This window comes from Nocardiopsis suaedae (assembly GCF_027706745.1).
In the GTDB taxonomy this organism is placed as follows: domain Bacteria; phylum Actinomycetota; class Actinomycetes; order Streptosporangiales; family Streptosporangiaceae; genus Nocardiopsis_A; species Nocardiopsis_A suaedae.
Genome location: NZ_JAQFWP010000040.1, coordinates 50,824 through 64,571, shown reverse-complemented (window position 1 = coordinate 64,571; position 13,748 = coordinate 50,824). Strand labels below are relative to the sequence as shown.

Genomic DNA, 13,748 nt, shown 5'->3' with positions numbered 1-13,748 from the left:
GGGGGGGGGGGGGGGGCCGGGGGGGGGGGGTGGGGGGGGGGCCGTGGTGGGTGATGAGGCCGGCGGTGGTGAGTTCGTCGATGAGGCTGGAGACGGTGGATTTGGTGAGGCCGCTGGCGGTGGCGAGGTGGGCGCGGGAGCAGGGGGCGTGGGTGTGCAGGGTGCGCAGGATGAGGCCGAGGTTGTTGGCGCGGATGGTGTGTTTGGTGGTGGGGCGGTCGGTGGTGGTCACGGGTCCATTGTGGGGGCGGGGTGTGGGGGTGGGGGGCATTGACGCGGGGTTTGTTCGGTGACCAGACTAATGGGGTCGTTGTCGGCCGTGCCCTGAAGGAGGGTCCGTGATGGACGTGTACCGCCCCCGGAGTGAGGACCGGTTCAGTTTCGGGCTGTGGACGGTGGGCTGGCAGGGGGTGAACACGTTCGGGTCGGCGGTGCGCGGGCCGCTGGACCCGGTGCGTGCGGTCCACCGGTTGGCGGAGCTGGGGGCGTGGGGGGTGACCTTCCACGACGAGGACCTGGTTCCGGCGGGGACGGGGGCGGCCGAGCGGGAGCGGATCATCGGCCGGTTCCGCGGGGCGTTGGAGGAGACGGGGGTGGTGGTGCCGATGGCCACCACGAACCTGTTCACCGATCCGGTGTTCCGGGACGGGGGGTTCACGTCGAACAGCCGCCGGGTGCGGCGGCTGGCGCTGCGCAAGGCGGCGGCCAACATCGATCTGGCGGCCGAGCTGGGGGCGCGCACGTACGTGTGCTGGGGCGGCCAGGACGGGGCCGAGACCGAGGCGGGCAAGGACGGCCGTGCGGCGCTGGACCGGTTGCGGGAGGCGTTCGAGGTGTTGTGCGCCTTCATCCGGGAGCGGGGGTATGACCTGCGGTTGGCGGTGGAGCCCAAGCCGAACGAGCCGCGGGGGGATGTGCTGCTGCCGACGGTGGGGCATGCGCTGGCGTTCATCGGGGAGTTGGAGCACCCGGAGATGGTGGGGGTGAACCCGGAGGTGGGCCATGAGCAGATGGCGGGTCTGAACATGGTGCACGGGGTGGCGCAGGCGCTGTGGCACGGCAAGTTGTTCCACATCGACCTGAACGGCCAGCGGGGGGTGAAGTTCGATCAGGACCTGCGGTTCGGGGGCGGTGATCTGCGGGAGGCGTTCTTCCTGGTGGACCTGTTGGAGCGGGAGGGGTACGCGGGGCCGCGGCACTTCGACTTCAAGCCGCCGCGGACCGAGGACGATGCGGGGGTGTGGGTGTCGGCGCAGGCGTGCATGCGCAACTATCTGATCCTGCGGGAGAAGGCGGCGGCGTTCCGGGCGGATCCGGAGGTGGCCGAGGCGTTGGAGGCCTCCCGGGTGGGTGAGCTGGCGGTGCCGACGCTGGGTGAGGGGGAGTCGGTGAAGGGGCTGTTGGCCGAGGCGGATCCGGACGTGGAGGAGCTGCGGGAGCGGGGGTACGGGTTCGAGCGGTTGGACCAGTTGGCGACCGAGCACCTGTTGGGTGTGCGGGGGTAGCCGCACGGCGCCGTGCGGTTCGGCCCTGGGTCCCGGTGTGCGGGGGCCAGGGCCTTTTTTCGTGTGCGGGGGGGCGGGCCCGGGTGTGTGCTCAGGCCCGGGCGTCGGCGTGGCGGCCCTGGATCATCAGGTCCATGGTCTTCATGAAGCGGTCGGTGCGGTGGCGGCCGAGGACGAAGGCGCCGTGGCGGGGCGGCCTCCGGTCGCCCCGCCCCATGGCCGGTGCGGGTCAGTCCCGGTCGGGGTGGTCGTCGGCGGTGTCGCCGAGGCTGATGAGGAGGGTGCGCAGGTTGCGGGCGAGGTCGTCGCGCTGGTCGGGGGTGAGGGCGGCCAGGAGGCGGTGTTCGTTGTCGAGGTGGGCGGTCACGGCGCGGTCGATGAGGTCGCGGCCCTGGGGGGTGAGGGCGACGACGACGGTGCGGCGGTTGTGGGGGTCGGTGCGGCGGGTGATGTGGCCTTTGGCTTCGAGGCGGTCGAGGCGGTTGGTGACGGCGCCGGAGGTGACCATGGAGGCGCGGGCGAGGGCTCCGGCGGTCATGCCGTCGGGGGGTGCGGCGCGTCGGAGGGTGGCAAGGACGTCGAATTCGCCGCGTTCGAGGCCGTGGTGGGCGAAGACGGTTTTGAGGCGGGTCTCGGCGATGCGGGTGAGGCGGGTGAGGCGGCCGAGGACGCCCATGGGGGCGGGGTCGAGGTCGGGGCGTGCGTGGGCCCATTGGTGCAGGATGCGGTCGACGGCGTCGCGCACGGCCGGTTCCTCTCAATGTTGAAGGGTTTGACGGCACGGTATCAGCCGGAGTACATTCCTCAACGTTAAACAGTTCAACGTTGAGAGGTTGTCCGTGCCCTCCCCCCGACCCCCCGACACCGCCGCGGCCCGGGCCGGCCTGACCGCGCTCACCGCCGCCGTCCCCGCCGCCTGGGGCACCACCTACCTGGTCACCACCGAACTCCTGCCGCCCGGGGCGCCCCTGGCCTCGGGCGTGCTGCGCGCCCTGCCCGCCGGGCTCGTCCTGCTCGCCCTCACCGGCACCCTGCCCCGCGGCCACTGGGCCTGGCGCGCCCTGGTCCTGGGCACCCTCAACATCGGCGCGCTGTTCGCCCTGCTGTTCGCCGCCGCCTACCGGCTGCCCGGCGGCGTGGCCGCCACCCTGACCGCCGTGCAGCCGCTGGCCGCCGTCGTCCTGGCCTTCGCCCTGCTGGGCGAGCGCCCCACCGCCTGGCGGCTGGGCTGGGCCCTGGCCGGGATCGCCGGGGTCGCCCTGGTCGTGGGCGCCGGCCCGGCCCCCGTCGACCCCCTGGGCACCGCCGCCGGCACCGGTGCGGCCGTGTGCCTGGCCGCCGGGATCGTGCTCACCAAGCGGTGGGGCCGCCCCGAGGGGGTGGGCCCCACCGCCTTCGCCGCCTGGCAGCTGACCGCCGGAGGGCTGGTGCTGCTCCCGGTGGCGCTGGCCCTGGAAGGGGTGCCCGCCGGGATGGCCGAGCCGCGCGCGGTGGCCGGGTACCTGTGGCTGGGCGTGGTGGGGGCCGCCCTGAGCTACCCGCTGTGGTTCCACGGCATCGGACGCCTGCCCGTGGTGGCGGTGTCCTTCCTGCCGCTGCTGTCCCCGGTGGTGGCGGCGGCGCTGGGACACCTGCTGCTGGGCGAGGACCTGACCGGCAGCCAGGGCGCCGGGTTCGCCCTGGCGCTGGCCGCCGTGGCCGCCGCCCAGCTCGACCCCCGCCTGCGCCGCCGCGGTGCGGGCGAACCCCGACCCGAACCCGCCGAACCCGAACCGGCCGTAGGGCCCGAACGAGGAGGACGAGCGACATGACCCGCACCGTGCTGATCACCGGGGCCACCGGAACCGTGTCCACCGCCCTGATGGGCCGCTTGCAGGGCGCCGACGCGGACCTGCGCGCCCTGGTGCGCGACCCTGCCAAGGCCGACGCGGCGCGCGCCGCCGGGGCCGAGGTGGTGGCCGGGGACCTGGGGCGCCCGGACACGCTGGGCCCGGCCATGGAGGGGGTGCAGGACGTGTGGCTGCTGGTGCCCAACGGGCCGCGCGCCCCCGAGCACAGCATGAACGCGCTGTGGGCGGCCCGGCGGGCCGGGGCCGAGCGGGTGGTGCGCCTGTCGGCGGTGGGCGCCGCGCACGACGCCCCCACCCGCAGCGGGCGCCTGCACGCCCTGTCGGACGCCGAGACGCAGGCCTCGGGCCTGGAGTGGACCGTGCTGCGGCCCATGTGGTTCATGGACAACCTGCTGGGCGAGGCCGCCGAGGTGCGCGCGAGCGGCGGGTTCGGCATGGACATGGGGCAGGGGCGGCTGGGGATGGTGGCCGCCGAGGACGTGGCGGGCTGCGCGGCGCGTGTGCTGGCCGATCCGCCGGGCGTGCACGCCGGGCGCACCTACACGCTGACCGGTCCGGAGTCGCTGAGCCTGGCCGAGGCGGCCGAGCGGATGGGGCAGGCGCTGGGGCGGCCGGTGGCCTACCGGCCGGTTTCGCCGGCCGACAAGCGCGCGGCGCTGCTGGCGGTGGGCGCCGACGAGTGGATCGCGGACATGGTGGGCGAGTACTCGGCGGCGTTCGCCCGGGGGTGGGGTGACTTCACCACCCGGGACGCCGAGCGCCTGCTGGGCCGGGCCCCGCAGGGTGTGGCCGACTTCGCCCGCGCGCACGCGGCGGCCTTCACCGGGTGAGGCGCCCCGGCCCCGGGGGGCGGTCCGTCAGCCCCGGGGGGCGGGGGTGTGGAGCAGCGCCTCGGCCAGGTGCAGCCTGCGGTCCTGGGCGGTGCGCAGCGGCGGCAGCAGCAGCGTGGCGATGCCCAGGTCCGCGGCGCCCCCGTCGTGGGTGGGGCGGTCGCCGACCATCAGCGCCTGGGCGGGGTGGGCCCCGGCCTTGTCCAGGGCGGCCTCGAACAGGCGCGGGTCGGGTTTTTCGGCGCCCGCCTCGAAGGACAGCGCGAAGGCGTCGACGTGGTCGGCCAGTCCGGCCGCGGCGAAGCGGGGCCGGATGTCGACGTGGACGTCGCTGACGACCACGGTGCGCACGCCGGCGCCCCGGGCGCGGGCGAGGAAGGCCGGGGCGTCGGCGGCGAAGAGGTCGTGGGCGGGGTCGGATTCGATGCGGTACAGGGCGGCCGCCAGCTCAGGGTCGATGCCCGCGCGGGCCAGGACGCGGTGGTAGAGGTCGCGGTGCAGGGCGGGGTCGGCGTCCATGCCGGGGGTGAGCAGGAGGCGGTGGGCGTCCGCGGCCTCCAGGCGGGCCAGGACCGTGTCGGCGTCGCCGGGCGGGCGCCGTAGCTCCTGCAGGGCGGTGTCGACCCACCGGCGCGGGGTCAGGGGGAGGGCGAGGGTTCCGCGCCAGTCGACCAGGAGCGCGGTGAAGGCGGGGGCGGTGTCGCGCATGCGGCGATCGTAGCGGCGCCCCGGACCCGTGCGTCCTGGGCGTCCTCGTCGTGGGCGAGCAGGTCGTTGACCCGTTGCAGGACGCGCAGATGGGCGGGGTTGGAGGACTCGGCCGCGGTGTGCGCCAGAACGCTGCGGGCCGTGTCGGCGCCCAGCGGGGAGTCGGCCGTGGGGTCGCTGTGTGCGGGTGGCGCAGGCGGGCCGCGCCCACCGAGGCGGGGGGGGGGGGGGGGCGCCTGGCCGTGCTTTGGGGCCGGTGTGGTTGGGTCCTGGGCCATGGGATGGTCTTCGGCCACTGCCGCGGTGGACGCGGTCGTGGTGCTCTGGCCTGTGTGGGCCGCGGCCTTGGCCGTGCTGGTGTGGATGCGCGGGCGCGGGCACGGCCGGTGGGGCCGTGCGGCCCTGGACAGCGCGGCCGATGTCCTGGCCGTGTGCGCGCTGCTGGGGATCGCCGCGGTCACGCTGTTCACCCCTGGGAGCGTGAAGGCGGTGGAGCTGGCGCCCCTCCGCGACATCGCCGCCACCGGCCTGGGGGTGACGGGGCTGGTGCAGAGCGGGGGGAACGCGGCGCTGTTCGTGCCCCTGGGCGCTGTCCTGCCGCTGGCGCTGGGCCGCCGCCTGGCCCGGTGGGTCCGCGTCCTGGCCGCCGCGGCCGCGGTGTCGGCGGTGGTGGAGACTCTCCAGTACCTGGTGGCCGACGGGCATGTGGCCTCGGTGGACGACGTCCTGCTCAACAGCGCCGGAGCCCTGCTGGGGGCCGGCCTGGCCCGGCCCCTGTGGCGCGGCGGGCGGCCGCGGATACAGGAGGGGGCCGCACCCGGCGGGTGCGGCCCCCGGGGCCCGGGCCGGCGGGTCAGCCGCGGCGCAGGGCCTCGATGATGCGCGGGCGCATCTGCTCGGCGCTGATGACCTCGTCGACCGAGCCCACCTCCACCGCGCGCCGGATGCTGTGCACCGCGTCGAATTCGGCGGCGACCTCGCCCAGCTTCTCGGCGCGCACCGTGGCGCGCAGCTCCTCCAGCTCGGCGGCCAGGGCGGCGCGCTCGGTGCCCTCGGCCGAGGCCAGGCGCTCCTGCTGGGCCTGGATGCGCCCGTCGGCGGCGGTGCGGGAGTCGACCTCGCCGGAGAAGACGACCGCGGCGGCCGGGGCGCCGCCCAGCACCGAGGCGCGGGAGCCCTCCAGGGCCAGCACGGTCATGTTGGGGTTGAGGGCCTTGGAGAAGACCACGAACGCCCCGCCGTGGTAGCGGGAGATGACGCAGAAGACGATCGGGCCCTGGAAGTTGACGATGGCCCGGCCGATCTCGGCGCCGTACTCCAGCTGCAGCCTGCGCATCGACTCGGGGGAGCCGTCGAAGCCCGACAGGTTGGCCAGCACCACCAGGGGCCGGTTGCCGCTGGCGGCGTTGATGGCGCGCGCGGCCTTCTTGGAGGCCTGGGGGAAGAGGGTCCCGGCGGTGTAGGCGTCGGGGCCGTCGGTGGGCGGGAACCCGTGGCGGGGCAGGGACTTGGACTCGATGCCCAGCAGGCACACCGGCGCCCCGCCCAGGTGGACGTCCTGCACCACGGCGTTGTGGGCGTCGGCCATGTCGGCCCACCGCTCCAGGGCGGGGTGGTCCTGGTCGGACAGGGCGCGCATGACGGTGCGGATGTCGAAGGGCTTCTTGCGGTCGGGGTTGTGCTCGGCCGAGAAGATCTGGCCGACGGTGGTGAAGTCGCTGCCCTCGGCGGTGTGGGGGTAGTCGCGGATGTCGCGGCCGTCGGGGTCGTCGGTGGCGGCGGTGCGGGGCCCCTGCTCGCCGGGGGCGATGTAGGCGTGGTCGTAGTGGGACATGAGCACGCCGTGGGCGGCGGGCAGGTCGGGGGCCCAGTACTGGGCCTGGCCGTTGGGGCCCATGATGCGGTCGTGGCCGCCGATGCCGAAGTTGTCCTCGGCCGAGACGCCGCCGGAGAAGTCCAGGGACTGCTTGCCGGTGAGGACCATGGCCGAGTCGGGGGTCATCACCAGCACGCCCTTGGTGTGCATGAGCATGGTGGCCTCGGCGTTCCAGTAGGGCTGTGCGCCGACGTTGATGCCGGCCACGACCACGTTGATCTCGCCGCCGGCCTGGGTGAAGGTGACGATGCGGCGCAGGGCGGCGGCCACCCAGTCCATGTTCTCGGTTCCGGAGTCCATGGAGATGCGGGCGCCGGCCGACAGGGCGTACCACTCCAGGGGCAGGCCCCTGTTCTCGGCCAGGTCCAGGGCGGCGATGACGCGGCGGCACTCGGGCTCGGACAGGGCGCCCAGGGACTTGGTGGGGTCGCCGAGCAGGACCACGCGGGTGATGCCGTCGGGGTGCTTGGCGGTGGGGGTGGTGACGGTTCCGGCGACGATGGCGGCGGTGTTGCGGCCCTTGGGGCGGTCCACCGGGGCCAGGCGGCCCTGGGCGTCGAGGTCGTGCTCGGTGAAGTCGCCGAGCATGCCGGTCAGCTCGTAGGGGTAGACGGTGTTGCGGCGGGCGGCGCGCAGCACCTTCTGGCGGTAGGCGTCCTGGGGGCGGACGGGCTCGTCGGAGGGCGGGCCGACGGTGAGCTCGGCGCGGCCGGCGGCGTCGAAGGCGATGCGCACGGCCATCTTGGTCAGGGCGCCGGTGTCGGGGTCGCGCTGGCGGCCGATGAAGCAGATCTCCTCCAGGCCGGCCCCGGCGGTGGTGGGGCGCAGCCGGTCGGCGATCATCTCCATCTCGTCGCGGGTCAGGGTGGAGGGGGGCCACACGTAGATGACGATGCGGTTGTTGGCCAGGCGGCCCCGGGCCGGGCGCTGGGCCTGGGCGCGGCGGATGGAGTCCAGGCAGGCGGCCAGGGTGTCCTCGGCGGTGGGCAGGGCCACCAGGCGGCCGTCGTGCTCGCGCAGCTCGGTCAGGTCGCGCACCTGGGCGAAGGCCAGGAGGCGCTCGTCGGAGGCGTCGGTGGTGGCGCGTGCCTGGAAGAGGTAGACCTCTTCGTCGGTGGAGGGCAGGCGGGTCAGGTCGAAGTCGGCGAAGCGTTCGATCTGCATGCGGGCGGCGATGTGGGGGTGCAGGCCGCGGATGAGGCGCTGCTCGGCCATGCGGTGCCCGCGGGCCGGGTCGGGGGCGAAGGTGAAGTGGTGGTGCATGACGGCGCCGCCGCTTCCGGCCACGGTGGTGGTGATGCGCTCGACGGCGGGCGGCAGGTCGGCCTGTTCGAGGACGTGGGAGAGGGCCCGGGCGGTGTCGGAGGCGTCGGCGGGCTGGTCCTCCCAGGCCAGGTAGATGTCGGCGGCCAGGGCCTGGGCGCCGTCGGCGACGTGGGCCAGTCCCTGCAGGGCCTGGGCCAGGCGGTCGAAGGGGACGGCGGCCGAGGCCAGGCGGGTGCCGTCGCGCTGGGCGAGGGTGAAGTCGCAGCCGGCGGCGCGGGTGGTGTGCACGCCGGTCAGGCCCTTGTTGCCGTAGTAGCGGCGGGTGAGGACCTCGAGCATGGCCGAGTTGTCGGCCGTGCCGCGGGCCAGGCGCCGGCCCAGGAGCCGCACCAGGGGTTCGGTGCTGCGGACCATGTGGGCGATGCGTTCGGCGCGGTCGGGGGAGCGGGGGTGGGCGTCCAGGTGGCGCAGGTGGCGGCGGACGTCGGCGTAGACGCGGGCCCGGTTGCGGCGCAGCAGGGGCTGGGCGAACCAGGCGAAGACGACGCCGCGGGCCAGGTCGGCGAGCTGGGGGAAGCGGACCTGGGTGGCGGCGATGAGGCGTTCGAGGGCCAGGCCGGTGCTTTCGCGCAGGGTGTGGTCGGGGGCGGGCTCGTCCAGCCAGGTGCGCAGCAGGGCGGCGACGGTGCGGGCGTCGGCGGCGGCGCGCTGCTGGGCCAGGAAGATGCGGAAGACGGCGGCTTCCAGGGCGGGGGTGCGGTCGGTGGCGGTGATGCCGTAGTGGGCCAGGGCGCGGGCCAGGCGGGTGCGGAAGGCCTCGGGCAGGCCGGCGCGGTCCAGGTCCAGGCTCTGCAGGTAGGTGTGGAAGTGCTCGCGGGTGCTGTGGACGCGCTTGTCGCCGGCGGCCTCGCCTTCGGCGGGGCGGTTGCGGGAGAGTTCGGCCAGGTCGGCGAAGGCCTCGATGATGCCGAGCTCGTCGGCGAGGGGGGAGGCTCCGGCCGCGGCGGCGGCCTTGCGGTCGTCCAGGTAGCGGGCCAGGGCGCGGTCGGGGTCGGCGGGGTCGGCGTCGAAGCCGAGCATGCGGGCGCGCAGGTCGGCCCGGCCCTCGGCCAGGCGCTGGGCCAGGGGGGCGGGGCCGGGTTCGGGCAGGTCGAGTTCGGCGGCCTGCTGGGCGGGGGCGTCGCCGGTGTCGGAGAGGGGCTCCAGGCGCAGCAGGGCGGCGCCGGTCTCGACCTGGGAGCCGATCTGGACCTGGGATTCGGCCAGGCGGGCGTCGAAGGGGGCGGTCAGGACCGTCTCCATCTTCATCGATTCCAGCACCAGGACGGGGGCGCCGGCGTCGACGGTCTGGCCGACCTGCAGGGGGGTGGCCACCACCAGTGCGGGGGCCGGGGAGCGCACGACGCCGCCCTCGTCGCGGCTGATGCGGTGGGCGGTGCCGTCGACCTCGACGAGGTGGACGGGGCCGTGGGTGGCGGTGAGCAGGCGGTGGCGGTGGCCGTTGACGGTGATCTGGCCGGTGTGGGCGTCGTGGCGGTGCAGGTGGACCTGGGCGGTGGCGGTGTGCTCGCCGGAGGTGATGTGGGCGCGGAACCGGTCGGCGCCGGTGCGGGCGAGCAGGACCTGGTAGGTGGCGCCGCGGAGTTTGAGGGCCAGGGGGCGGCCGGTCTCGTGGCGGGCCTGGGGGCGGCCGCCGAAGGCGGTGGCGAGCAGGTGGTCGCGGGCGGCGCCCTCTTCCTCCTCGTAGGCCTCGATGGCGGCGGCGGTCAGGGCGACGGCGGCGTGGGGGGCGCCGGACAGGCGGCCCTGGGCGCGGACGCGGTCGATCCAGCCGGTGTCGGCGGTGGCGCCGGTGACCTCGGGCTGGTCGAGCAGGTCCAGTACGAAGCTCTTGTTGGTGGCGCCGCCGTCGATGACCACGGTGGTCTCGCGCAGGGCGCGGCGCAGGCGGGCCAGGGCCTCGTCGCGGTCGCGGCCGTGGGCGATGATCTTGGCGATCATGGAGTCGAATTCGGCGGGGATGGTGTCGCCTTCGGCGACGCCGGTGTCGACGCGGATGCCGGGGCCGGCGGGCAGTTCGAGGCGGGCGATGCGGCCGGGGCAGGGGGCGAAGTCGCGGTCGGGGTCCTCGGCGTTGAGGCGGGCCTCGACGGCGTGGCCGCGCTCGTGGGGGGCGACGCCGGTGAGGGGGTGGCCGGCGGCCACCGACAGCTGGGCGGCGACCAGGTCGATGCCGGTGGTGGATTCGGTGATGGGGTGTTCGACCTGGAGGCGGGTGTTGACCTCGAGGAAGGCGAAGAGGCGTTCGCCGGGGTGGTAGAGGAACTCCACGGTGGCGGCGCCGCGGTAGCCCACGGCCAGGGCCAGGCGTTCGGCGGAGGCCTTGAGTTCGGCGGTCTGGTCGGCGTCCAGGAGGGGGGAGGCCGACTCCTCGATGATCTTCTGGTTGCGGCGCTGGATGGAGCAGTCGCGCACGCCCAGGGCCCAGGCGGTGCCCTGGCCGTCGGCGATGACCTGGACTTCGACGTGGCGGGCGCCGGTGACCAGGCGTTCGAGGAAGACGGTGCCCGATCCGAAGGCGCGGGCGGCTTCGGCGCTGGTGCGGTCGAAGGCCTCGGCGAGTTCGTCGGCGTCGTTGATGACGCGGATGCCGCGGCCGCCGCCGCCGGCGGCGGCCTTGAGCATGAGGGGGTAGCCGATGCCGGAGGCGGCGGCCAGGGCGTCGTCGAGGGTGGCCACGGCGCCGCGGCTCCAGGGGGCGACGGGCACGCCGACCTGTTCGGCCAGGAGTTTGGCGCCGATCTTGTCGCCGAGGTCGCGCATGGCCTGGGCGCTGGGGCCGATGAAGGTGATGCCGAGCTGGTCGCACAGTTCGGCGAAGGCGGGGTCTTCGGCGACGAAGCCCCAGCCGACCCAGGCGGCGTCGGCGCCGGTGTCGACGAGGGCGCGTTCGAGGGCCTTGAGGTCGAGGTAGGGGCGCTGGGCGGCGGGGCCGATCTCGTAGGCGGTGTCGGCTTCGCGGACGAAGGCGGCGGTGCGGTCGACGTCGGTGTGCAGGGCGACGGTCTGCACCGGGGTGCCGGTTCGGGCGGACAGGTCGCGTGCGGCGTGGATGAGGCGCATGGCGGCCTCGCCGCGGTTGACGATGGCGATTGTCGTGAACAAGCCGACCGAGCCCTTTCTTCGTGGTGACCAGTGACCGTGCGCCGTGGCGGGGGGCGGTTGCCCGGGCAGGTTTCCACCCTTGCGTGTGCGGGGCGCCGGTGCCATGTCGGTCTCGGCGCAACATTGCGGGTCCGAGTTTGTAGGAATGGGCCAAAGCGCTGCTTGAGCCCGGCTGGAAGGCGGCGGCTGGGCCCCTGGTCGCCCAGGGTATGCGGGGCGGGGGTGTGTGGGGTCTCACCAACAGGCGGGGGCGGTGCCTGCCCGGCCGGGGCGGCGGCGGAGCCCGGGTGGTGCGTCGCTATGGGGCCGGTGGGACCGCGTTGGGGGAGAGATGCCGACACCGCACCGGGATCCGGGCCGGAGGCGGTGAACGGCTACAGGGGTTTGGTGAACCGCACGCCCGAGGCGGTGTAGCCGCGCCGCGTGTAGAAGGCGTGGGCCCCGCCCCGTGTGCTCGAGGAGTTCAGCAGGGCCCGGGCCGCGCCCTGCCCGCGGGCCCACTGCTCGAATGCGGTGCACAGCGCCGTGCCCACACCCCGCCCTCGCGCGTTCCCGGCCGCCACCAGTGCGATGAGCTGGGCGGCCGGAACGTCGTCCTCGATGGGGAACAGCAGGTGTCCGGCGGCGAAGCCCACCAACTGCGCTGTCTCCGACTCGACGCCCCAGGCCTCATAGGCGGGGTCCCCGGCCAGACGCTCAAGACGGCTGCGCAACTGCGCAGGGGTCGCGGGATGCGACAGGGCCGCGAACAGCGGTACCAGGCTCTCCGCGTCGGCGGCGCGGACCGAACGGGTGGCCAGCCGGGTCGTCATCGGCCCCACGGTACTTGGCGGCGGGCGCGTCCCCTGCCGCCCCCCGGGGGGCTCTGGTCGGGGCCTCTCCACCCCAACCCGCATAACGTTAGTTAATTACGTTACCTTGTTACGTTATTCATGTTCCGCAAACAAAACAGGGTTCCGAGAGGGCGGGAAAACTGACCCCCGATAAGTGGGCGTTACCGGGGGTCAGGCCGGGAGGGCGGTCCGAACCGTCACCGCGCCCGCCCGGGGCCGCCCAAACGAAACCCCGGCCCCGCCCCCCGGTGGTGCGGGAGGGTGCCATGGCCGGCGGCGGGCGGCCCCCGGCCCACGGGACGGGGCAGATCGCCTGCACGGCGCCGTCCGCGCCGCAGGGGGGGCCGGGCTTGCCCCGAGTTGTCGTAACGGTTACGGTTACGACTGAAGTCGAGAAGGCCGGGAAGGCGGAGCCCTCGTGAGCGCCAACAGCAGACTGACCGTCGCGGCGCACGCCCTGACATGGATCGGGCTGTACCAGCGGCGCGGCCACGAGGTCGCCACCTCCGAGCAGATCGCGACGAGCGTCAACACCAACCCGGTGGTGATCCGCCGCCTGCTGGCCGAGCTGCGCAAGGCCGGCCTGGTCGAGTCGCAGCGGGGCGCGGGGGCGGGCTGGAGGCTCACCCGGGACCTGGCGTCGCTCACCCTGCTCGACGTCTACCGGGCGATCGAGCCGGGGCCGGTCTTCGCCCTGCACCGCGCGGTGCCGGACCCCGAGTGCGTCGTGGGCCAGGGCATCGGGCCGGCGCTGTCCGCCGTGTACGACGGCGTGGAGGCCGCCCTGCGCAGGGAGCTGGCCGGGACCACGCTGGAGGACGTGCTGCGCGACGTGTTGAAGGCCGCCTGACCGCAGGCCCCCGGCCTCCCCGGGACACGGGGGCGCATTCCGCGGCCTCAAATGTAACAAAAATGGTTACGTCAAAGATTCGGAGAACCCCATGGGACAGCTGGACGACAAGACCGCCCTGGTCACCGGCGCCTCCAGCGGCATCGGCCTGGCGATCGCCCGCCGCTTCGCCTCCGAGGGCGCGACCGTCTACCTCACCGGCCGCCGCAAGGCCGAACTGGACGCCGCCGCCGCACAGGTCGGCGCCCGGGGCATCGCCGTCCAGGGCGACGCCTCCGACCTCGGCGACCTCGACCGCCTCTTCGCCCGCATCGCCGAGGGCAGCGGCCGCCTGGACATCGTGGCGGCCAACGCCGGGGTCGGGGACTACGGCCCGCTCGGCGCCATCACCGAAGAGGAGTACGACCGCACCGCCGCGATCAACCTCAAGGGCACGGTCTTCACGGTCCAAAAGGCGCTCCCGCTGCTGAGGGCCGGCGCCTCGGTCATGCTGCTCTCCTCCAGCGCGGCCCTGAGGGCCGCCCCGGGGCTGGGCGTCTACGCCGCCACCAAAGCCGCCATCCGCAGCCTCGCCCGGACCTGGGCCGCCGAACTGGCCGACCGCGGAATCCGCGTCAACGCCCTCACGCCCGGCCCTGTCGAGACCCCGGGCGGGGACGGGCTCCGCGACGCCCTCCCGCACGGCTCCCCGCCGGGGCCGGCGACCCCGCTGGGCCGCCTCGGACGCCCCGACGAGGTCGCCGCCACCGCCCTGTACCTGGCCGGCGATCAGAGCGCTTTCACCACCGGCGCGGAACTGCTCGTCGACGGCGGCACCACACAGCTCTGAGAGCCCGACGCCGGGGCCCGATCGCCCGGGCGGGAC

Annotated in this window: 12 protein-coding genes; 6 read left to right on the top strand and 6 right to left on the bottom strand. The window is 74.8% G+C overall.

Features of this window, described 5'->3' with window-relative positions:
• On the bottom strand, positions 1-232 hold a 232-nt coding region (locus O4U47_RS19885; protein WP_270679416.1), incomplete at its 3' end, for a MarR family transcriptional regulator.
• A 109-nt stretch (positions 233-341) separates the two neighbouring features.
• Here O4U47_RS19885 and xylA point away from each other — a divergent pair.
• A complete protein-coding gene (gene xylA / locus O4U47_RS19880) occupies positions 342-1,505 on the top strand; it encodes a xylose isomerase (RefSeq protein ID WP_270679415.1) in 1,164 nt (387 codons plus the stop codon).
• Positions 1,506-1,596: 91 nt separating this feature from the next.
• On the opposite strand, the gene O4U47_RS19875 is transcribed toward xylA, so the two are convergent.
• A complete protein-coding gene (locus tag O4U47_RS19875) occupies positions 1,597-1,722 on the bottom strand; it encodes a hypothetical protein (RefSeq protein ID WP_270679414.1) in 126 nt (41 codons plus the stop codon).
• A gap of 12 nt (positions 1,723-1,734) precedes the next feature.
• The gene (locus O4U47_RS19870; RefSeq protein WP_270679413.1) at positions 1,735-2,250 is read right to left on the bottom strand and encodes a MarR family winged helix-turn-helix transcriptional regulator; all 516 of its coding nucleotides are present in this window, start codon (positions 2,248-2,250) and stop codon (positions 1,735-1,737) included.
• A gap of 94 nt (positions 2,251-2,344) precedes the next feature.
• Here O4U47_RS19870 and O4U47_RS19865 point away from each other — a divergent pair, with 94 nt between their 5' ends.
• Both O4U47_RS19865 and O4U47_RS19860 read left to right on the top strand, forming a co-directional pair.
• A complete protein-coding gene (locus O4U47_RS19865) occupies positions 2,345-3,316 on the top strand; it encodes an EamA family transporter (protein WP_270679412.1) in 972 nt (323 codons plus the stop codon).
• Positions 3,313-4,185 carry an SDR family oxidoreductase gene (locus tag O4U47_RS19860; protein ID WP_270679411.1) on the top strand — a complete coding sequence of 291 codons (873 nt, stop codon included), beginning with the start codon at positions 3,313-3,315 and terminating at the stop codon, positions 4,183-4,185. Before O4U47_RS19865 ends, O4U47_RS19860 begins: the two co-directional genes overlap by 4 nt.
• Positions 4,186-4,212: 27 nt before the next feature.
• Here the strand turns inward: O4U47_RS19860 and O4U47_RS19855 are convergent, their stop codons facing one another.
• The gene (locus tag O4U47_RS19855; RefSeq protein WP_270679410.1) at positions 4,213-4,893 is read right to left on the bottom strand and encodes an HAD family hydrolase; all 681 of its coding nucleotides are present in this window, start codon (positions 4,891-4,893) and stop codon (positions 4,213-4,215) included.
• Between the two features lie 276 nt (positions 4,894-5,169).
• Between O4U47_RS19855 and O4U47_RS19850 the strand changes: the two genes are divergently transcribed.
• Positions 5,170-5,772: a VanZ family protein gene (locus O4U47_RS19850; protein WP_270679409.1), complete on the top strand. Its 603-nt coding sequence runs from the start codon at positions 5,170-5,172 to the stop codon at positions 5,770-5,772.
• On the opposite strand, the gene O4U47_RS19845 is transcribed toward O4U47_RS19850, so the two are convergent.
• Together O4U47_RS19845 and O4U47_RS19840 are read right to left on the bottom strand one after the other, a co-directional pair.
• The gene (locus O4U47_RS19845; protein WP_270679408.1) at positions 5,747-11,200 is read right to left on the bottom strand and encodes an ATP-binding protein; all 5,454 of its coding nucleotides are present in this window, start codon (positions 11,198-11,200) and stop codon (positions 5,747-5,749) included. The two genes, O4U47_RS19850 and O4U47_RS19845, sit on opposite strands and share 26 nt — an antisense overlap.
• Before the next feature lie 374 nt (positions 11,201-11,574).
• Positions 11,575-12,012: a GNAT family N-acetyltransferase gene (locus tag O4U47_RS19840; protein ID WP_270679407.1), complete on the bottom strand. Its 438-nt coding sequence runs from the start codon at positions 12,010-12,012 to the stop codon at positions 11,575-11,577.
• Positions 12,013-12,451: 439 nt separating this feature from the next.
• Between O4U47_RS19840 and O4U47_RS19835 the strand changes: the two genes are divergently transcribed.
• Both O4U47_RS19835 and O4U47_RS19830 read left to right on the top strand, forming a co-directional pair.
• Positions 12,452-12,883 (top strand): Rrf2 family transcriptional regulator, encoded by a 432-nt coding sequence (locus tag O4U47_RS19835; protein WP_270679406.1) that lies wholly within the window; start codon positions 12,452-12,454, stop codon positions 12,881-12,883.
• A gap of 91 nt (positions 12,884-12,974) precedes the next feature.
• Positions 12,975-13,712 carry an SDR family NAD(P)-dependent oxidoreductase gene (locus O4U47_RS19830; protein WP_270679405.1) on the top strand — a complete coding sequence of 246 codons (738 nt, stop codon included), beginning with the start codon at positions 12,975-12,977 and terminating at the stop codon, positions 13,710-13,712.
• Positions 13,713-13,748: the final 36 nt, after the last annotated feature.

Excerpts from the sequence above, each read along its gene's own strand:
- O4U47_RS19840 (WP_270679407.1), bottom strand. The coding sequence starts at position 12,012 with ATGACGACCCGGCTGGCCACCCGTTCGGTCCGCGCCGCCGACGCGGAG.
- O4U47_RS19875 (WP_270679414.1), bottom strand. The coding sequence starts at position 1,722 with ATGGGGCGGGGCGACCGGAGGCCGCCCCGCCACGGCGCCTTCGTCCTC.
- O4U47_RS19830 (WP_270679405.1), top strand. The coding sequence starts at position 12,975 with ATGGGACAGCTGGACGACAAGACCGCCCTGGTCACCGGCGCCTCCAGC.
- O4U47_RS19855 (WP_270679410.1), bottom strand. The coding sequence starts at position 4,893 with ATGCGCGACACCGCCCCCGCCTTCACCGCGCTCCTGGTCGACTGGCGC.
- xylA (WP_270679415.1), top strand. The coding sequence starts at position 342 with ATGGACGTGTACCGCCCCCGGAGTGAGGACCGGTTCAGTTTCGGGCTG.
- O4U47_RS19860 (WP_270679411.1), top strand. The coding sequence starts at position 3,313 with ATGACCCGCACCGTGCTGATCACCGGGGCCACCGGAACCGTGTCCACC.
- O4U47_RS19850 (WP_270679409.1), top strand. The coding sequence starts at position 5,170 with ATGGGATGGTCTTCGGCCACTGCCGCGGTGGACGCGGTCGTGGTGCTC.